Raw genomic sequence first — 17,131 nt, 5'->3', positions numbered from 1 at the left:
GCATCCACCCCGAACCGACCCTGATTTCACACCCCGAGGGAGAATGGCCCGATGGCCGGGTATCGCCGACAGCTCTACCGCGACGACGCGGTGGTGCTGCGTGTGCAGAAACTCGGCGAGTCCGACCGGATCATCACCCTGCTGACCCGTCGACATGGCCGGCTGCGCGCGGTGGCCCGAGGGATCCGCCGCACCACCAGCAAGTTCGGCGCCCGGCTGGAACCGTTCGGCCACGTCGACCTCCAGCTCGCCGGCGACCCGAAGGGCAACCACGGCAGCTCACTGCACAGCGTCAGCCAGGTCGAGGGCATCGACCTGTACGGCAAGCGGTTCCTGGGGGATTATCCGCGCTACACGGCGGCGAGCGCGATCGCCGAGACCGCCGAGCGGCTGACCCCGGTGGAGCGGGAGCCGTCGCTGCGGCTGTTCCAGCTCACCGTGGGCGCGTTGAAGGCGCTGTCCCGGGGCGAGCACGCCACCACCCTGGTGCTCGACGCGTACCTGCTGCGGGGGATGGCCCTCGCGGGCTGGGCGCCGGCGCTGATCGCCTGCGCCGTGTGCGGCACCCCCGGCCGGCACCGGGCGTTCTCCGTGCCCGCCGGCGGCACGGTCTGTCCCGATTGTCGGCCACCCGGCGCGGCCCACCCCGCGCCGGCCACCGTCGACCTGATGTCCGCGCTGACCACCGGTGACTGGGTGCTCGCCGACGCCACCGAAGCCGGCGTACGCCGGGAGTGCAGTGGGCTGGTCGCAGCTCACCTCCAGTGGCACCTGGAGCGCGCGCTACGCTCGCTGCCGCTGGTCGACCGGGGTCCCTCGGCGACCAGCACGGCCTCGCCGCCGGATGGCACCGGGGCCGTGGTGCTCCGGCCACGTGGCGACGTCGAGGCCGGGGCGGACGGCGCGAACAGGGAGTGACCGAGTGATCCGATCGAAGAAGGCTGGCCGGCGCGAGCCGACGCCGCCGACACCACACCCGTCCGGCGCCCGGCCGCCGGCGCTGCCCGGCGACGCGGTGCCGAAGCACGTGGCGGTGGTGATGGACGGCAACGGCCGCTGGGCCAAGGACCGCGGGCTGCCCCGTACGAAGGGGCACGAGGCGGGGGAGCACAGCCTCTTCGACACCATCGAGGGTGCGATCGAGATGGGCATCCCGTATCTGTCGGTGTACGCGTTCTCCACCGAGAACTGGCGGCGCTCGCCCGACGAGGTCCGGTTCCTGATGGGGTTCAACCGGGACGTGATCCGTCGCCGCCGCGACGAGTTGGTCGACCTCGGCGTCCGGGTGGTCTGGTCGGGCCGGGCCGGGCGGTTGTGGAAGAGCGTCATCTCCGAGTTGCAGACCGCCGAGGAGATGTCCCGCGACAACTCGACGCTGACCCTGCAGTTCTGCGTCAACTACGGCGGGCAGGCCGAGATCGGCGACGCCGCAGCCGCGATCGCCCGGGACGTGGCGGCCGGCCGGCTGGATCCGGCGAAGGTCAGCGAGAAGACCGTCGCGAAGTACCTCTACCACCCGGAGGTCCCGGAGGTCGACCTGTTCCTGCGCCCCTCCGGCGAGGAGCGAATCTCCAACTTCCTGCTCTGGCAGGCCGCGTACGCCGAGCTCGTCTTCCTGGACACGCTCTGGCCCGACTTCGATCGCCGCCACCTCTGGTACGCGTGCGAGCTGTACGCGCAGCGGGACCGGCGCTTCGGCGGGGCGCTGCCCAACCCGGTCGCCCCGGTTCTCTGAACCGACGCTTATCCGCACGTCACTCTGGGTATCAGTGACGTCAGAAGCCACTGACGGAGGTGAACCCACATGATCCAGAAGCGCATTGCCCAGTGGGCGGTGATGGCGGTCGCGGTGCCACTGGCGGCTGCCGGTGCTCGCCGGCTCAGCCACACCCTGGAGGCCCGGCGTGGTCCCTCCGGGGCTACCCGGTTGCTGACCAGGGGCGCTGACCTGATGCGCCCGCAGAAGGCCAAGCGCCGCCGCTTCTTCTGACCCCAGACCCACCGGCGCCGCCCACACCCCGTGTGGGCGGCGCCTCCCTGTGCCCAAACCCGCCCCCAACCCGGTCGATCATGGAGTTGTGGTGGGCGGTTCCACCGCTTTCGCCACTTCTGTGCGGCACTACAACTGCATGATCGACGCGGCCGGGGTGGAGGGGTTCCGGCTGGGGGACTGAGCTGTCGTTTCGGGGTCTCGCGAAAGGGCGGCGGGTAGGGTCCGGAAGTGGCGGGACTACGGCGGTTGGGGTGGGTGTGCGGGATCTTCGGTTCAAGATGATCATGGCGTTGAACGCGGCCGATCTGGGTGACCCGATCTGCGAACAGGTGGCCGACATCTGCGCCGAGATCGCCGAGCAGCACTGCGCCGAGTTCGGCCACACCCCGCAGCTGCGCACCGGTGAGATCGCCGAGCTGGCCACCGGCGAACCGGCCCTGACGTGGGCGCCGTCGACCTCCGACACCGGGCAGCGTGCCTGGTGACCGCGCCCGCTCCCGCCGTCGACGTCCGTCGTGGCGAAGACCGCTTCTCCACCCGGATCTCCTGGCTCGACTCCCACCACTCGTTCTCGTTCTCCCGGCACTACGACCCGGCCAACACCCACCACGGTCTGCTGCTGGTCAACAACGACGACGTCGTGCGACCGGGTGCCGGTTTCGAGACCCACCCGCACCAGGACATGGAGATCGTCACCTGGGTGCTGCGTGGCTCCCTGGTGCACCAGGACTCCACCGGGCACTCCGGGGTGATCTACCCGGGGCTGGCGCAGCGGATGAGCGCCGGCACGGGCATCCTGCACTCGGAGAAGAACGACGCCTGGCGGCTCAACAACCAGGAGCCGCACAGCGACCCGGTCCACTTCGTGCAGATGTGGGTGCTCCCCGACGAGGACGGCGGCGACCCCGGTTACGAGCAGTTGGAGATCGAGGACGAGCTGCTCCGCGGCGGCCTGGTGCCGATCGCCTCCGGGATGGAACGCTACGACGGGGCGTCCGCCATCCGGATCCGCAACCGGTACGCGACCCTGCACGCCGCCCGACTCGCCCCCGGCGACGAGGTCACCATCCCCGACGCGCCCTTCGTGCACCTGTACGTGCCCAACGGCACGGTGACCCTGGAGGGCAGCGGCCCGCTCGGCACCGGCGACGCGGCCCGGCTCACCATGACCGGCGGCCGGCGGGTCACCGCCGACGAACCAGCCGAGATCCTCGTCTGGGAGATGCACGCCACGGTCACCTGACCCCTCGTGGACGGGGCCAGGTGACCGTCGCTCAGGTCAGGCGGGGGACTCGGCGCGGTCGCCGGCCCAGGTGGTGTGGAACGAGCCGTCCCGGTCCACCCGCTGGTAGGTGTGCGCCCCGAAGTTGTCCCGCAGACCCTGGATCAGCGCGGCGGGCAGCCGCTCGGCGCGCAGCGCGTCGAAGTACGCCAGCGACGACGAGAACGCGGGCGTCGGCACACCGGCCCGGGTCGCGTCACCCACCACCCGGCGCCAGCTCGGCACACCGGCGGCGACCGCCTCGGCGAAGTACGGTGCCACCAGCAGCGTCGACAGGTCGGGCTGCTGGTCGTACGCCTCGCGGATCCGGTTGAGGAAGCGGGCCCGGATGATGCAGCCGCCCCGCCAGATCGTCGCGGTGCCGCCGAGGTCGATGTCCCAGTTGTATTCCTCGCTGCCGGCCCGGATGTGGTCGAAGCCCTGCGCGTACGCAACGATCTTGGAAGCGAGCAGCGCCCGGCGGACGTCCTCGATGAACGCGTCCCGGTCGGCGACCTGCCACTTCTCACCCGCGTCCGGGAACGCCCGACGGGCCGCCTCCCGCTGGTCGACGTGCCCGGAGAGCGACCGGGCGAAGGTCGCCTCGGCGATCCCGGTGATCGGGATGCCCAGGTCCAGGGCGCTCTGCACCGTCCACCGGCCGGTGCCCTTCTGCTCGGCACGGTCCTGCACGATGTCCACGAACGCCCGGCCGGTCGCCGCGTCGGTGTGCGCGAGCACATCGGCGGTGATCTCGATGAGGAACGACTCCAGCTCGCCGTTGTTCCAGTCGCGGAAGATCTCCGCGATCTCCGCCGGCTCCGCGCCCAGACCGGCCCGCAGCAGGTCGTACGCCTCGGCGATGAGCTGCATATCGGCGTACTCGATGCCGTTGTGCACCATCTTGACGAAGTGCCCGGCGCCGTCCGGCCCGACGTGCATGCAGCACGGCACACCGTCCACCTGCGCGGCGATCTTCTCGAACATCGGCCCGAGCTTGGCGTACGACTCGGCGGAACCGCCCGGCATGATGCTCGGCCCCCGCAGCGCGCCCTCCTCGCCACCGGAGACGCCGGTGCCGCTGAAGTGCAGGCCCTGCGCGCGCAGCGCCTCCTCCCGACGGCGGGTGTCGGCGAAGTGGGCGTTGCCGCAGTCGACGATGATGTCGCCCTCTTCCAGCAGCGGCACCAACTCGTCGATCACCGCGTCGGTGGGCGCGCCAGCCTTGACCATGACGATGACCGCGCGGGGGCGCTCCAACGACGCCACGAAATCGGCCATCGACTCGCCGGGCACGAACGTGCCCTCGTCACCGTGCTCGGCAACCAGGCTGCGGGTGCGTTCCGGCGACCGGTTGTGCACTGCCACCGTGAAGCCGTTGCGGGCCAGGTTGCGGGCCACATTCCGACCCATCACCGCCAGCCCGGTCACACCAATCTGCGCCCTCGCCTGCTCAACCATCCGTGCCGCCACCTCTCGCCGTCGTGTCAATGTGTTGCGACGGTATCGCGACGCAGGGGCCATGGGGGAGCGCTGCCCAACAGCCGGTCACCGACCGATGGCGCTCAGCCCTGGGCCAGCCGGTTCTCCACGTGCGCCACCTTCGCGGTGAGCGCGTCGGTCACCCCCGGCCGGATGTCGGCCTTGAGCACCACGCTCACCCGGGGTGCCTGCGCGGCCACCACGTCGACCGCCTGTTTGACGACCGACATCACCTCGTCCCACTCACCCTCGACGGTGGTGAACATGGCGTCGGTGCGGTTGGGAAGGCCCGAGTCGCGGACCACCCGTACCGCCTCGGCGACCAGGTCACCGACGGACTCACCGACACCGAGCGGGGTTATCGAGAACGCGATCAGCATGCCGCCGATGGTGCCAGGAAAATCGGCTGCACCGCCCTACCTGGTGCCGATAGAGTGCGGGCATGCGCAACTGACGCCCCACTTCAGAGCCGGCCCGCCGCCCCGCGTCGCGGTCCGTGCGCTCCCGGGCGTCCCGCATCTCCCACCCGCCGTTCGGCGGCGCTGGCTGTGCCCCGACCCCCGGTGAGCAGTCCCTTCCCCGTTGGGCCGTCGCACGACGACGGTCATCAGCCGATCCGACCGACCGCCGGCGCGCGGGACCGGCCGTGCCGGTCGGCTCTGAAGGAGGCCCGGATGCCTGCCAGGCGCAACCGGAAGAAATCCCGTACAGCCGCACCCACGTCCGCCGGCACAGACTCGGCGGTCGGCCATGACGCGCTCCTACCGACCCGCCCCGACTTCGATCTCGCGGTCCAACCGGCTCTCCTGGTCGATCCCGCGCTTCCGGCGGGGTTGGGTGAGCCGGCAGTGCTGGTCGAGCCGGCGCTGCCGGCGGTGCTGAGTCAGCCGGCTCCGCCAGCGGTGCTGAGTCAGCCGGCTCCGCCAGCGGTGGTGCCGGGTGAGCTGGTGCCGCCGTTCGACGTGCCGGCAGCAGTCGACGCGCCGGTGGTGGCAGACCTGCCGAAGGTCGCCGGGCGACCGAAGGCACCGACCGCCGGACCGCCGCAGGGTGGCGGGACACGCTCGGCCGGCGGGCGTGGTCAACAAGCCGGCCAGAGCCGCCGCTACGCCTTCCGCCGCAGCTGACCGACCTCGCGCCCACCCGGCGCGCTGTCCCGACCCCGTGGGCGGTGAGGCAGACAGCAACTTCAGGGATGGTGCTGCCTCACCGCCCAACGAAGCAGCACCATCCCTGATGTTGTGCGGATCCTGCCGGCGCGGCGACGCGAACAGACGCCGGGCGGCGCCCCTGCGTGGGGAGAAGGGGTCAGGTCAGCCGATCAGGGGGCGGAAGCTGCCGAGGAGGATGCTCGTGGTCAGTGCGCCGGCGGCCAGGGTGGCTGCCCCGGCGACGAGCAGCCCGTCGGCCCGGGTGAAGCGCTGCCGGCGGGCCACGGTCCGAGGGGTGCCGGCGTCGAAGCCACGCGCGTCCATCGCCACGGCCAGCCGGGTGCCCCGGCGGATCGCGCCGACCAGCAGCGCGAACGCGGTGGAGGCGAACAGTCTCAGCTTCGCCACCGGGTTGCGTCCCGCGTCGACGCCCCGCGCCCGCCGGGCCATGCTGATCATCTGCCACTCCTGACCGAGCAGCGGCACCAGCCGGAACGCGGCGAGCGCCCCGATGGCGAACCGGGCCGGCGCCTTCGCGTTCTGGATCAGCGCGTCGGCCAGGTCGGTGGGGTCGGTGGTCGCGAAGACGATCACGCCCGGCAGTGCCACCGCGAAGACCCGCAGCACCAGGCCGAGCGCGGTGAGCAGCACGCCGGTGCTCACGAACACCGGCCCGGCGTCCAGCAGGACCCGACCGGACCTGTCGGCGGCGAACAGCACCAGGGTGACCAGGATGCCGGCGGCGCTGAGGAGCAGCGGCCAGGCCCGCCGGGCCAGCACCCGGTAGCGGATGCCGAACAGCGGGAGTACGGCGAGTTCGAGCGCGATGGCGATCGCCGGGGCCACCGGGTCCAGGGTGGCCAGCAGGGTGAACGAGAAGACCAGCGCTGCGGCGACCTTCGCCACCGGGTTGCGGCGGGCCAACGGCGCACCGGGCGCGGCGACCGGTTCGATGCTGATCATCGGGCACCGCCGCCGGTCACGGCCCGGTGCAGGGTGACGGTGCGGTCGGCGAGAGCGGCGACGAAATCCGCGTCGTGGGTGACCGCGACCACGCCGTGCCCGGCGTCGCGCAGCTCGGCGAAGAGGTCGACCAGCTCCCGCCAGGTCCGCCGGTCCTGGCCGAAGGTCGGTTCGTCGCAGATCAACAGACGGGGCGCGGTGGCCAGGGCCGTCGCCACGCTCAGCCGCCGCGCCTCGCCCCCGGAGAGGGTGTACGGGTTGGCGGCGGCGAGCCGATCCAGTCGTAGTCGCTCCAGCAGCCCGGCCACGGTCTCCCGCACGGCTGCCTCGGGTTGACCGGTGCGGCGCGGGCCGAGCGCCAGCTCGTCGAAGACGGTGCTCGTGACGAACTGGTGCTCCGGGTCCTGGAAGACCGACCCGATCCGCCGGGTCAGCGCGGGTGCCCGCCAGCGGTGCGGGGGAGTGCGATGGTCCGCGCCGGCCAACTCGGCGGACGCGTTGACCCGGCCGGTGCCTGGCCGGAGCAGCCCGCCGAGTAGCAACGCCAGGGTGGACTTGCCGGCGCCGTTGGGTCCACGTACGGCGAGTGCCTCTCCGGCGCGTACCGCCAGATCGGTGGAGGTCAGCCGGGGTGGCAGGCCGAGCCGGTCGGCGGTGAGCAACAGCTCGCCGGGAGCGGCGGTGGCCCGCCGGGGCGCGATGGGGTGACCCGGCACCCAGACTCCCTCGGCGGCCAGGGCGGCGCCGTGGGCGGCGAATACCGCCTCGGGGGTGCCGTCCGCACGGACCCCGCCGCCCGGGTCCAGGACGACCACCCGGTTGACCAGTGGCAGCGCCTCGGCGACCCGGTGCTCGACCAGGATCAGCGTGGTGTCGGCGTCCAGCGCCCCGGCAACCGCCTGCCGGATCAGCTCGGCCCCGGCCGGGTCGAGGTTGGCGGTCGGCTCGTCGAGCAGCAGCAGGCCGGGGCGCAGGGCCAGCGCGCCGGCCAGGGCCAGGCGTTGCTGCTCGCCGCCGGACAGTGCGGCCGTGTTGCGGTCCCGGGAGTACGGGAAGCCGAGCCGGTGCAGCGCCTCGTCCACCCGGGGCCAGATCTCGTCAGCGGGCACTCCCCGGTTCTCCAGCCCGAACGCGACGTCGTCGCCGCAGCGGGCCATCACCAGTTGGGTTTCCGGGTCCTGGAAGACGATGCCGACCCGTTCCCGGCCCTTGCGGGGGTCGAGCCCGTCGATCTCGACGGTGCCCTCCTGCTCGCCGGAGTCCTCGGGTAGCAGCCCGGCGAGCGCGCTGAGCAGGGTGCTCTTGCCGGCCCCCGAGGGCCCGAGCAGCAGCACCCGCTCCCCGACCTCAACCCGCAGGTCGACCCCGCGCAGAGCCCACGCGCGCCGCCCGGCGTGCCGCCAACCGAACCCCCGCAGCAGTACCCCGCCCACCAAACACCCCCTCCCAAGCCCCGGCTCCACCCTGCACGGTCGATCATGAGGTTGACGGTGGTTCTGAAGATCCATCCGCCCGTCAACCTCATGATCGACGCGAGTGGGTGGGGTCAGATCAGGGCGCGGTCCCGGCCTACCGGGAAACGGTCCAGGACACCGGTGTTGGCCAGGGCCTTGGTCAGCAGCCAGCCGCCGGCGCCAGCGATCACGGTGGCGCTGACGATGGTGATCAGCGCGTACGGGATGCGGTAGTCGGCCAGCGCGTAGTCGACGTTCCAGATGAAGAAGTCGAACAGCGCGGCGCTGAGACCGGTCAGCGCGCCGGCCACCACCGCGGTGGGCAGCCGGAACGACCGGTACCGGAAGGCGGCGAACGCCAGCTCCGCGCCGATGCCCTGCACGATGCCCTGCGGGATCACCGTGCCGGCCCACTGGCTGCCCAGCAGCGCGGAGAGGACCGCGGCCACCGTCTCGCAGTAGAGCGCGGCACCGGGCTTGCGGATGACCAGACCGCCGATGACGGCCGGCATCAGCCAGACGCCGTACAGCAGCGCCTGCGCCGGCGGGAAGAAGGCGAACGCACCCTCGGTGGCGCTCCAGACCAGGCCCCAGGCCCAGAAGATGACGCCGAAGGCGACCGCGATCACCGAGGCGACCACGATGTCGATGGTCCGCCAACGGTGTGTGTCGGTGGTGGATTTCATGTGTTGCTCCCAGTTCGTGAGTGCGAACCAGGAGAAGACGCACGCCGCGTCCGGTGGCACCGGACTGCGGCGCGGCTGGAGGTCGACCGAACTCCCTGCGCTGGCATTACCCAGATCAGGTTCGAGGGTCTGCGGGCATGCCCGCACTCTCAGCGCTGTGCGCTCCCCTGTCGGATGTGAAGTTGTCTCGCTGACGCTAACACCGACGTGGGCCGCTGGCCCAGGAGGGCATCCGCCTGACCTGCGGCGGGCAGCCGGCCCGTCGTCGGCTGGGTACGCTTCCGATCATGCGGGTTGACGCGCGAGGCTTCACGTTCGAGGTAACCGCCGGTGGTCCGCCGGAGGGCGTACCCGTCCTGCTGTTGCACGGGTTCCCACAGCACAGCGGCGAGTGGGACGAGGTCGTGCCGACGCTGCACGCGGCCGGGCTGCGCACGTACGCGCTGGACCAGCGGGGTTACTCGCCGGGTGCCCGGCCAACGGCGGTGGCGGACTACCGGATCCCCGAGCTGGTCGCCGATGTGGTGGCGGTGCTCGACGCCCTCGGGTTGGACGCCGTCCACCTGGTCGGCCACGACTGGGGCGCGATCGTGGCCTGGGCGGTCGCCGCTGGGCACCCCGAGCGGGTCCGCACACTGACGGCGGTGTCCGTGCCACATCCGGCGGCCATGGCGCACGCCCTGGCCAACGACAGCCAGCAGAAGGCCCGCTCGTCGTACATTGCGCTGTTCCGTAAGCCGGACAAGGCGGAGAAGGTGCTGTTGGCGTGGCACGCCACCGCGCTGCGCAAACTGCTCGGCGGGGTGGGCGACAGGCCCCGGGTGGACCGCTACGCCGACCCGATGCGCGAGCCGGGAGCCCTCACCGCCGCACTGAACTGGTACCGGGCGATGTCCCGCTCCGACCTGGCGGCGGTCGGCCCGGTCGCGGTGCCCACCACGTACGTCTGGAGTGACCGGGACGTCGCGATCGGCCGGACCGCCGCCGAGGCGTGTGCGGCGAACGTCACCGGGGACTACCGCTTCGTGCAACTGGCCGGTGTGAGCCACTGGATCCCGGACGCGGCCCCGGGCCCGCTCGCCGAGGCGATCCTGGCCCGAGTCAGCGCGACGGCCTGAGTCGTGCGGGTCAGCGCGGGAGGACCATCATGACGACGGACGGCAGCGGGCCGGGCAGCCGCCGCTCGATCGCCGCGCAACTACGCCTGCTGGGCGTACGCCCCGGCGCGACGCTGCTGGTGCACGCCGGCCTCCGTCCGCTGGGATTCATCAGCGGTGGTCCGCACGCGGTGGTGCTGGCCCTGCGTGACGCGCTCGGTCCGGACGGCACGATCGTCGTGCCCACCCACACACCGGAGAACAGCGATCCCGCCCAGTGGGGCAACCCGCCGGTGCCGGCGGACTGGTGGCCGCTGATCCGCTCGGAGATGCCCGGCTTCGACCCGGCGATCACCCCGAGCCGGTTCATGGGGGCGCTCGCCGAGACGGTCCGTGGCTGGCCCGGCGCTCTGCGCAGCTCACATCCCCAGGTGTCGTTCGCCGCGCTCGGGCCGGCCGCCGAGCAGGTGGTGGCCGGGCACGCCCTGGCCGACATGCTCGGCGAGCAGTCCCCGCTGGCCCGGCTCTACGACCTGTACGCCGACGTGTTGCTGCTCGGTGTCGGCCACTCCGCGAGCACCTCGCTGCACCTGGCCGAATACCGCAGCCCCGGCTCGCCCCGGGAGCGGGTCGGCGCTGCGGTGCGCACCGCCGACGGCGGCAGGGAATGGGTGTGGTGGCAGGACGTACGGCTCGACGCGGGTGACTTCGACGCGTTGGGCGCGGCCCTGGAGGCCACCGGGGAGGTTCGCACCGGCCCGGTGGGTGCCGGGACCGGCAGGTTGATGCGCCAGCGGGCGGCGGTCGACTTCGCGGTGCACTGGTTGGCCCGCAATCGGACGACGGAGGACGCATGACGGTGAGTGCCGAGGACTACCTGGCCGTGGTGACCGAGACGATCGGCCGGGTGGCCGAAAGCCAGCGGGAGGCGGTGGGGCGGGCCGCGGATCTGATCGCCGACGCCGTACGCGCCGACGGCGTGGTGCACGCGTTCGGCACCGGGCACTCGGAGGCCCTCGCCATGGAGATCGCCGGCCGGGCGGGCGGTCTGGTGCCGACCAACCGGATCGCCCTCCGCGACCTGGTGCTGCTCGGCGGCGACCCGGCCGATCGGCTGGGCCCGATGCTGGAACGGGACCCGTCGGTCGCGCACCGCCTCTACGAGCTGGCGCCGGTGCGGCCCACCGACGTCTTCGTGCTCGCCTCGAACTCCGGGGTCAACGGCGCGATGGTGGAGTTCGCCACGCTGGTCAAGGAACGTGGCCACGGGCTGGTCGCGATCACCTCGGCGCAGCACTCCGCTCGGATGACCTCCCGGCACCCGTCCGGGCGCAAGCTGGGCGACCTCGCCGACGTGGTGCTCGACAACGGCGCCCCGTACGGCGACGCGACGCTGCCGCTTCCCGGTGGCGGTGCGGTCGGCGCGGTCTCCTCGATCACCGCTGCGCTGCTCGCCCAGCAGATCACCGTGGAGGTGGTGGCGCGGTTGCTGGCAGCGGGGGAGCGGCCACCGGTCTACCTGTCGGCGAACATCCCGGACGGCGACGCGCACAACACGGCGTTGGAGGCCCGGTACGCGGGCCGCATCCGTCGCGGGTCCTGACGCCGCCCCGCGGTGCTTCCGGTCGCCAGGCATCGGCGCTGGCTGATGCTGGTGACCGACCTGCGTCCCCGAGGTGAACGGGAGATGTCGTGAACCTGTTTCGCGCTCGGGCGGGTGGGGCATTGGCGTTGCTGCCGGCGGCCGGGACCGCCGGCAGTAGCGTCTCACCGGAGGTAGCGCGTGTCCAAGGAGACCGACAAGCAGCGTTGGCAGCGCAATTTCGCCGACCTGCTCCAGGAGTTGCGGGTCGCACAGACCGGCGTGCAGATCCTCTTCGCCTTCCTGCTCACCCTGCCGTTCAGCAACGGGTTCACCGAGACCACGGAGTTCCAGCGGGACGTCTACATCGTGGCGTTGCTCGCGGCGGCCGCCGCCACCGCGCTGATCATCTCGCCGGTGGCGTTCCACCGGGCGCTGTTCCGGCAGGGACGCAAGCCGGAGCTGGTGCGCTTCGCGCACCGGATGGCCACCGGCGGTCTCGCCTTCATGCTGATCGCGATGGTCAGCGCGGTGCTGCTGATCACCGACTTCGTGCTGGACCGGCCGATCGCCTTCCTGCTCAGCGCCCTGACCGGAATCTGGTTCCTCGCGTTCTGGGTGATCCTGCCGTTCGCGCGACGCAACTGGGGTGAGGACGACATCGCCGACGATGACGACGACCCGGACACGATCGCCGGTCGCTGATCGCTGATCGCGCAGATCTTCACGCAGCGCTACCCCTGGGTAACAACCGGGGGTAGCGTGGCGGGTAGTCGCGCACGTCGACGCAGCCGCACCGAGCTTCGAGGGGGCAGCCGTGACCACGACGCAGGACGGCCGACCGGCACCGGACGGCCCCGACTCCGAAGCCGCGCCCAGCACCGCCGGTGCCGCGGCCCCGTTGCCCAGGGAGGCCGGGCAGGTCTCCGAGAAGGAGGCCCGGCAGGTCGCCGAGGCCGCCCGTGAGTCCACCTGGGACCGACCCAGCTTCGGCAAGGAGTTGTTCCTCGGTCGGTTCCGGCTCGACCTGATCGACCCGTGGCCCCGGTCCGACCCGGACGACGTGGCGCGCGCCGAGGAGTTCCTCGGTCGGTTGCGCGCCTTCCTGACCACCGAGGTCGATGGCGCCGCCATCGAACGCGACGCGTCCATTCCGGACTCGGTGTTCCACGGTCTGGCCGACCTCGGCGCGTTCGGCATGAAGATCGACCGGAAGTACGGCGGGCTCGGGCTGAGCAACCTGCACTACTGCCGGGCGCTGATGCTGGCCGGGTCGGTCAGCCCGGCCATCGGCGCGCTGCTCTCGGCGCACCAGTCGATCGGGGTGCCACAGCCGCTGAAGATGTTCGGCACCGCCGAGCAGAAGCAGCTCTTCCTGCCCCGCCTCGCCGCCGGTGAGGTGTCCGCGTTCCTGCTCACCGAGCCCGATGTCGGCTCCGACCCCGCCCGCCTGGGCACCATCGCCGAGCCGACCGAGGACGGCACCGGCTACCGGCTCAACGGGGTGAAGCTCTGGGCCACCAACGGCATCGTGGCCACCCTGCTGGTGGTGATGGCCCGGGTGCCCGCCACCGAGGGGCGTCGGGGCGGGATCACCGCGTTCGTGGTGGAGGGCGACAGCGAGGGCATCACCGTCGAGCGGCGCAACGAGTTCATCGGATTGCGCGGCCTGGAAAACAGCCTCACCCGGTTCCACGACGTGTTCGTACCCGCCGAGAACGTCATCGGCGGCGAGGGCAAGGGTCTGAAGATCGCCCTGACCACGCTGAACACCGGCCGGCTCTCGCTGCCGGCGATGTGCGTGGGCGCCGGCAAGTGGGCGCTGAACGTGGCCCGGGGCTGGGCGGCCGACCGGGTCCAGTGGGGCCGGCCGGTGGGCGAGCACGAGGCGGTCGCGCAGAAGTTGTCCTTCATCGCCGCCACCACCTACGGCATGGAGACCATGCTCGACCTCTGCTGCCTGCTCGCCGACGACGACCGCAACGACATCCGGATCGAGGCGGCGCTGGTCAAGCTGTACGCCAGCGAGATGGCCTGGAAGATCGCCGACGAGCTGATCCAGATCCGGGGCGGGCGCGGCTACGAAACGGCCGACTCGCTGGCCGCCCGTGGCGAACGCCCGGCCGCCGTCGAACAGATGCTGCGCGACCTGCGGATCAACCGGATCTTCGAGGGCTCCACCGAGATCATGCATCTGCTGATCGCCCGGGAGGCGGTCGACGCCCACCTGTCGGTGGCCGGCGACATCATCGACCCGGACGCAGGGCTGGGCCGCAAGGCACGGGCCGGCGCCCGAGCCGGTGCCTTCTACGCGAAGTGGCTGCCCACCCTCGCCGTGGGTCGGGGGCAGAGGCCCTCGGCGTACGCCGAGTTCGGGCCGCTCGCCGCGCACCTGCGCCAGGTCGAGCGCTCGTCGCGCAAGCTGGCCCGCTCGACGTTCTACGCGATGTCCCGCTGGCAGGGAAAGATGGAGCGTAAGCAGGCGTTCCTGGGCCGTGTGGTGGACATCGGCGCCGAGTTGTTCGCGATGTCCGCGGTCTGTGTCCGGGCCGTCGCCGAACGGGACAGCCGACCGGAAAACGTGGAGCTGGCCGACCTGTTCTGCCGGCAGGCGCGGGGGCGGGTGGACGCCCTGTTCGCCGCACTGTGGGACAACACCGACTCGGTGGACACCGCGGCGGCGAAGCGGATCCTCGCCGGCCGCTACGCGGGTCTGGAGGAGGGTGTGCTCACCCCGTCCGACGAACTGCCGTGGGTGGCCGGCTGGTCACCCGGCCCGTCCACCGTCGAGGACGTCCGCCGCCGCATCCCACCGAAGCCGTAAGCCGCGCCGGCCGTTGGCCGGCTGCTAGTCGGCCCCGCCTGTTGGTGGCCGGGCTGGTCGTCGGCTGCGGTCAGCGGGCGACCGCCCAGGCCAGCACCCCGGCCAGGATCAGGCCGTTGAGCCCGGCCAGCGCCAGGTACGCCGCGGGTGGGATCTTCCTGCCCCGTCGCACGAAGGAGACCAGGACGGCGGCGTAGCCGAGCAGCAGGACGGCGATGACGAGGAGGAAGTAGAACACCCGAAGACCTTAGCGGCTCCTGCCGCGTAGGCCGAGTTGGCGCAGCTCCAACGCGGCCAGGGCGTCGACGGTGGCGTCGTCGCCACGTCGCCACGCCTCGGCGACGTCCGGCGCGATCCGGGTCAGCTTGCCCAGCGGCTGGGTGGCCAGCGCGCGCAGGGCGAGCAGGTCCCGGCCGGCCGGTCCGACGGCCAGCTTCGCCGCTGACCCGGCCCGGCGCATCCAGCGCACCCGCAGCGGCAGCCAGCCGAGCAGCACGATGCCGAGCGGGAAGATCAGGACCGCGATGGCGAGGGCGAGGGCGAGCTGGTCGACCAGGTGCTGCTGGTCGCGGCCGGCGTCGGCGAGCCCCCGGGCCGCGTCGGCCGCCCGCTGGAAGGGTGCGGTCAGCTCGTCACCGACCAGCGGGACCCGGCGAACCTTGCCGCCCGCGTCGGCGAGGTTGTCGGCGAGGCCGCTGCCCGCGCCCTCCAGCTTCTGCCCCGGTACGGCGAGCTTCTGCACCAGGTCGTGCAGCCACAGCGCGCCGCGGATAGCCACGTACACCCAGGCGACGACGAGCAGGTCGGTGAGCAACTGACGGGCGGCGGTCGGAAACCGATCGGCATAGATTTTCACGCCGGACAGCGTGTCACGAACAGCCCGGCGCGGCACCCGTCAGATCAGCCGGCGGGACGGCCCGGGCGGCCAGGGCAGGCAGCAACATCGGGGATATTGCTGCCTCGCTGTCGAATGAGGCAGCAACATCGGGGATATTGCTGCCTCAAGGCGCGGCGACCAGTCCGCGGGGTTGAATCAGCGGACGCAGGTTGGGCAGGTGCCGAAGATTTCCAGGGTGTGGCTGACGTCGGCGTACCCGTGCTGGGCGGCGACCCGGTCGGCCCAGCTCTCCACCGCCGGGCCGGCCACCTCGACGGTGCGCCCGCAGGCCCGGCAGACCAGGTGGTGGTGGTGCCCCTCGCTGCACCGGCGGTAGAGGTGCTCGCCGCCGGGTGGGCGCATCACGTCGATCTCGCCGGCGTCGGCGAGCCCCTGCAGGGTGCGGTAGACGGTGGTGAGGCCGACCCGCTCGCCGCGCTGCCGCAGCATGGCGTGCAGGTCCTGGGCGCTGTGGAAGCCCTCCATCTCGCCCAGCAGCGCGCTCACTGCCGAGCGCTGCCGGGTGTTGCGCACCGCGGCGGTGCTCTCGCTCATGATCCCTCCCCGGCGTGGCTGACCGCGTCTGCCACGATGTGCGCGACGTGCTCGTCGACCAGGCTGTAGGCGATCTCCCGACCGCGGCGGGAGCCTCGCACCACTCCCGCGCCCCGCAGCACCCGCAGGTGCTGGGAGACCAACGGTTGTGCGGCACCGAGCTTCTCCACCAGCTCGTGCACGCACCGCTCACCGCCGGCCAGCTCGCTGACGATGGCCAGCCGGATCGGCGCGGACAGAGCGCGGAGCAACTCGCTGGCCCCGTCGAACCCGTCGTAGCCCGTCACGCTGGTCATTCCGCAACGGTACCCATTACCACCGACGCTTCGCTGATCAGGATCAGCTCAGCACGACCTCGTGCGGCTCCGGCGTCGGAGCGTCGGTCGGTGTCGCCCGGCGGCGCAACGTCCGCCAGACGCCGCCGGCCACGGCCACGACCAGGAACGAGGCGATCGCCACCAGCACCACCGAGGCGCCCGGCGCGGTGTCCGCCGTAGCCGCCACCCAGACACCGGAACCGGCGGCGAAGAACCCGAGCGCCATCGCGGCGACCATCGTGCTCCGGAAGCCCCGGGTCACCTGCTGGGCGGTGGCGACCGGCACCACCATCAGCGCGCTGATCAGGAGCACCCCGACAGCCCGCATCGCGATGGTCACGGTGACCGCGGTGGCGACCGCGATCAGCAGGTTCAGCGTGCGCACCGGCAGGCCGGAGACCCGGGCGTACTCCTCGTCGTGGCTGACCGCGAAGAGCGCCGGGCGCAACGCGATCATGGTGACCAGGATTGCCGCGCCGAGCACCGCGATGGTGACCAGGTCGTCGGGCGAGATGGTGGTCAGCGACCCGAACAGGTAGGCGTTGAGGTTCGTGCTTGTCGCGTCCGAGAGGCCGACCAGCAGGACGCCGCCCGCGATGCCGCCGTAGAAGAGCAGGGCCAGGGCCAGGTCACCGGACGTACGCCCTCGGGCGCGGACCACCTCGATGGCGATCGCGCCGATGGTGGCGGCGATCACCGCGACCAGCACCGGTGAGCGGTTGAGCAGCAGGCCTGCCCCGACGCCGGTCAGAGCCACGTGCCCGACACCGTCGCCGATCAACGCCAGCCGGCGCTGCACCAGGTAGATGCCGAGCGCCGGCGCGGCCAGGCCGATCACCAGCGCGCCGATCAGGGCACGCTGCATGTAGGGGTACTGGAAGAGTTCCAT

Annotated in this window: 21 protein-coding genes and 1 riboswitch; of the genes, 11 read left to right on the top strand and 10 right to left on the bottom strand. The window is 72.0% G+C overall.

Going from position 1 to position 17,131, the window contains the following annotated elements; genetic code table 11:
• Positions 1-51: 51 nt before the first annotated feature.
• The 5 genes from recO to AC3CF1_RS12350 all read left to right on the top strand — a co-directional run bounded on the left by recO (position 52) and on the right by AC3CF1_RS12350 (position 3,236).
• A complete protein-coding gene (gene recO / locus AC3CF1_RS12370) occupies positions 52-918 on the top strand; it encodes a DNA repair protein RecO (RefSeq protein WP_088949684.1) in 867 nt (288 codons plus the stop codon).
• A gap of 4 nt (positions 919-922) precedes the next feature.
• Positions 923-1,735 (top strand): isoprenyl transferase, encoded by an 813-nt coding sequence (locus tag AC3CF1_RS12365; protein ID WP_088949683.1) that lies wholly within the window; start codon positions 923-925, stop codon positions 1,733-1,735.
• Between the two features lie 69 nt (positions 1,736-1,804).
• Positions 1,805-1,990 carry a hypothetical protein gene (locus tag AC3CF1_RS12360; RefSeq protein WP_088949682.1) on the top strand — a complete coding sequence of 62 codons (186 nt, stop codon included), beginning with the start codon at positions 1,805-1,807 and terminating at the stop codon, positions 1,988-1,990.
• 254 nt (positions 1,991-2,244) lie between these two features.
• Positions 2,245-2,478, top strand: coding sequence for a thioredoxin reductase (locus tag AC3CF1_RS12355; RefSeq protein ID WP_355102034.1), 234 nt, complete (start codon positions 2,245-2,247; stop codon positions 2,476-2,478).
• Positions 2,475-3,236: a pirin family protein gene (locus AC3CF1_RS12350; protein ID WP_088949681.1), complete on the top strand. Its 762-nt coding sequence runs from the start codon at positions 2,475-2,477 to the stop codon at positions 3,234-3,236. The genes AC3CF1_RS12355 and AC3CF1_RS12350 overlap by 4 nt, the downstream gene beginning before the upstream one ends.
• 36 nt (positions 3,237-3,272) lie before the next feature.
• Here the strand turns inward: AC3CF1_RS12350 and gndA are convergent, their stop codons facing one another.
• Both gndA and AC3CF1_RS12340 read right to left on the bottom strand, forming a co-directional pair.
• Complete coding sequence (gene gndA, locus AC3CF1_RS12345; protein ID WP_354983398.1) at positions 3,273-4,715, bottom strand: NADP-dependent phosphogluconate dehydrogenase; 1,443 nt, start codon at positions 4,713-4,715, stop codon at positions 3,273-3,275.
• Positions 4,716-4,819: 104 nt separating this feature from the next.
• Positions 4,820-5,116: an MTH1187 family thiamine-binding protein gene (locus AC3CF1_RS12340; RefSeq protein ID WP_354983399.1), complete on the bottom strand. Its 297-nt coding sequence runs from the start codon at positions 5,114-5,116 to the stop codon at positions 4,820-4,822.
• A 294-nt stretch (positions 5,117-5,410) separates the two neighbouring features.
• On the opposite strand from AC3CF1_RS12340, the gene AC3CF1_RS12335 reads away from it, so the two are divergent.
• Positions 5,411-5,863 (top strand): hypothetical protein, encoded by a 453-nt coding sequence (locus tag AC3CF1_RS12335; protein WP_355161463.1) that lies wholly within the window; start codon positions 5,411-5,413, stop codon positions 5,861-5,863.
• 186 nt (positions 5,864-6,049) lie between these two features.
• Here the strand turns inward: AC3CF1_RS12335 and AC3CF1_RS12330 are convergent, their stop codons facing one another.
• The 3 genes from AC3CF1_RS12330 to AC3CF1_RS12320 form a co-directional block, all read right to left on the bottom strand.
• On the bottom strand, positions 6,050-6,850 hold the full coding sequence (locus AC3CF1_RS12330) for an energy-coupling factor transporter transmembrane component T family protein (RefSeq protein ID WP_210793535.1): 801 nt from the start codon (positions 6,848-6,850) through the stop codon (positions 6,050-6,052).
• Positions 6,847-8,283 (bottom strand): ABC transporter ATP-binding protein, encoded by a 1,437-nt coding sequence (locus AC3CF1_RS12325; protein WP_488450518.1) that lies wholly within the window; start codon positions 8,281-8,283, stop codon positions 6,847-6,849. Before AC3CF1_RS12325 ends, AC3CF1_RS12330 begins: the two co-directional genes overlap by 4 nt.
• A 113-nt stretch (positions 8,284-8,396) precedes the next feature.
• Positions 8,397-8,990, bottom strand: a complete 594-nt coding sequence (locus AC3CF1_RS12320; protein WP_088951943.1) for an ECF transporter S component — start codon at positions 8,988-8,990, stop codon at positions 8,397-8,399.
• 74 nt (positions 8,991-9,064) lie between these two features.
• Positions 9,065-9,169: riboswitch (TPP riboswitch) on the bottom strand.
• Between the two features lie 108 nt (positions 9,170-9,277).
• Here AC3CF1_RS12320 and AC3CF1_RS12315 point away from each other — a divergent pair.
• The 5 genes from AC3CF1_RS12315 to AC3CF1_RS12295 all read left to right on the top strand — a co-directional run bounded on the left by AC3CF1_RS12315 (position 9,278) and on the right by AC3CF1_RS12295 (position 14,493).
• Positions 9,278-10,108 carry an alpha/beta fold hydrolase gene (locus AC3CF1_RS12315; protein ID WP_488450517.1) on the top strand — a complete coding sequence of 277 codons (831 nt, stop codon included), beginning with the start codon at positions 9,278-9,280 and terminating at the stop codon, positions 10,106-10,108.
• 29 nt (positions 10,109-10,137) lie between these two features.
• Positions 10,138-10,944, top strand: a complete 807-nt coding sequence (locus tag AC3CF1_RS12310) for an AAC(3) family N-acetyltransferase (RefSeq protein WP_488450516.1) — start codon at positions 10,138-10,140, stop codon at positions 10,942-10,944.
• Positions 10,941-11,690: a sugar isomerase domain-containing protein gene (locus AC3CF1_RS12305; protein ID WP_488450515.1), complete on the top strand. Its 750-nt coding sequence runs from the start codon at positions 10,941-10,943 to the stop codon at positions 11,688-11,690. The genes AC3CF1_RS12310 and AC3CF1_RS12305 overlap by 4 nt, the downstream gene beginning before the upstream one ends.
• Before the next feature lie 180 nt (positions 11,691-11,870).
• A complete protein-coding gene (locus AC3CF1_RS12300; RefSeq protein ID WP_488450514.1) occupies positions 11,871-12,374 on the top strand; it encodes a DUF6328 family protein in 504 nt (167 codons plus the stop codon).
• Between the two features lie 112 nt (positions 12,375-12,486).
• Positions 12,487-14,493, top strand: coding sequence for an acyl-CoA dehydrogenase family protein (locus tag AC3CF1_RS12295; protein WP_488450513.1), 2,007 nt, complete (start codon positions 12,487-12,489; stop codon positions 14,491-14,493).
• A gap of 70 nt (positions 14,494-14,563) precedes the next feature.
• On the opposite strand, the gene AC3CF1_RS12290 is transcribed toward AC3CF1_RS12295, so the two are convergent.
• The 5 genes from AC3CF1_RS12290 to AC3CF1_RS12270 all read right to left on the bottom strand — a co-directional run bounded on the left by AC3CF1_RS12290 (position 14,564) and on the right by AC3CF1_RS12270 (position 17,131).
• Positions 14,564-14,731, bottom strand: a complete 168-nt coding sequence (locus AC3CF1_RS12290) for a hypothetical protein (protein ID WP_210926290.1) — start codon at positions 14,729-14,731, stop codon at positions 14,564-14,566.
• Between the two features lie 9 nt (positions 14,732-14,740).
• Positions 14,741-15,349, bottom strand: a complete 609-nt coding sequence (locus AC3CF1_RS12285; RefSeq protein ID WP_099857882.1) for a hypothetical protein — start codon at positions 15,347-15,349, stop codon at positions 14,741-14,743.
• Positions 15,350-15,526: 177 nt separating this feature from the next.
• On the bottom strand, positions 15,527-15,925 hold the full coding sequence (locus AC3CF1_RS12280; RefSeq protein WP_088949670.1) for a Fur family transcriptional regulator: 399 nt from the start codon (positions 15,923-15,925) through the stop codon (positions 15,527-15,529).
• Positions 15,922-16,221 carry an ArsR/SmtB family transcription factor gene (locus tag AC3CF1_RS12275; RefSeq protein WP_141910753.1) on the bottom strand — a complete coding sequence of 100 codons (300 nt, stop codon included), beginning with the start codon at positions 16,219-16,221 and terminating at the stop codon, positions 15,922-15,924. The genes AC3CF1_RS12280 and AC3CF1_RS12275 overlap by 4 nt, the downstream gene beginning before the upstream one ends.
• A 43-nt stretch (positions 16,222-16,264) precedes the next feature.
• Complete coding sequence (locus tag AC3CF1_RS12270; RefSeq protein WP_488450512.1) at positions 16,265-17,131, bottom strand: metal ABC transporter permease; 867 nt, start codon at positions 17,129-17,131, stop codon at positions 16,265-16,267.

The sequence above is a fragment of the Micromonospora sp. MGP-C2 genome (assembly GCF_057766525.1).
The sequence above is the reverse complement of the archived record's forward strand: the minus strand, read 5'-3'. Positions and strand labels throughout refer to the sequence as shown.

What these genes read in the sequence shown, in the direction of transcription:
- AC3CF1_RS12270 (WP_488450512.1), bottom strand. Translation starts at nt 17,131, where the DNA reads ATGGAACTCTTCCAGTACCCCTACATGCAGCGTGCCCTGATCGGCGCG.
- AC3CF1_RS12305 (WP_488450515.1), top strand. Translation starts at nt 10,941, where the DNA reads ATGACGGTGAGTGCCGAGGACTACCTGGCCGTGGTGACCGAGACGATC.
- AC3CF1_RS12310 (WP_488450516.1), top strand. Translation starts at nt 10,138, where the DNA reads ATGACGACGGACGGCAGCGGGCCGGGCAGCCGCCGCTCGATCGCCGCG.
- AC3CF1_RS12275 (WP_141910753.1), bottom strand. Translation starts at nt 16,221, where the DNA reads ATGACCAGCGTGACGGGCTACGACGGGTTCGACGGGGCCAGCGAGTTG.
- AC3CF1_RS12335 (WP_355161463.1), top strand. Translation starts at nt 5,411, where the DNA reads ATGCCTGCCAGGCGCAACCGGAAGAAATCCCGTACAGCCGCACCCACG.
- AC3CF1_RS12340 (WP_354983399.1), bottom strand. Translation starts at nt 5,116, where the DNA reads ATGCTGATCGCGTTCTCGATAACCCCGCTCGGTGTCGGTGAGTCCGTC.
- AC3CF1_RS12330 (WP_210793535.1), bottom strand. Translation starts at nt 6,850, where the DNA reads ATGATCAGCATCGAACCGGTCGCCGCGCCCGGTGCGCCGTTGGCCCGC.
- gndA (WP_354983398.1), bottom strand. Translation starts at nt 4,715, where the DNA reads ATGGTTGAGCAGGCGAGGGCGCAGATTGGTGTGACCGGGCTGGCGGTG.
- AC3CF1_RS12360 (WP_088949682.1), top strand. Translation starts at nt 1,805, where the DNA reads ATGATCCAGAAGCGCATTGCCCAGTGGGCGGTGATGGCGGTCGCGGTG.
- AC3CF1_RS12315 (WP_488450517.1), top strand. Translation starts at nt 9,278, where the DNA reads ATGCGGGTTGACGCGCGAGGCTTCACGTTCGAGGTAACCGCCGGTGGT.
- AC3CF1_RS12320 (WP_088951943.1), bottom strand. Translation starts at nt 8,990, where the DNA reads ATGAAATCCACCACCGACACACACCGTTGGCGGACCATCGACATCGTG.
- recO (WP_088949684.1), top strand. Translation starts at nt 52, where the DNA reads ATGGCCGGGTATCGCCGACAGCTCTACCGCGACGACGCGGTGGTGCTG.
- AC3CF1_RS12280 (WP_088949670.1), bottom strand. Translation starts at nt 15,925, where the DNA reads ATGAGCGAGAGCACCGCCGCGGTGCGCAACACCCGGCAGCGCTCGGCA.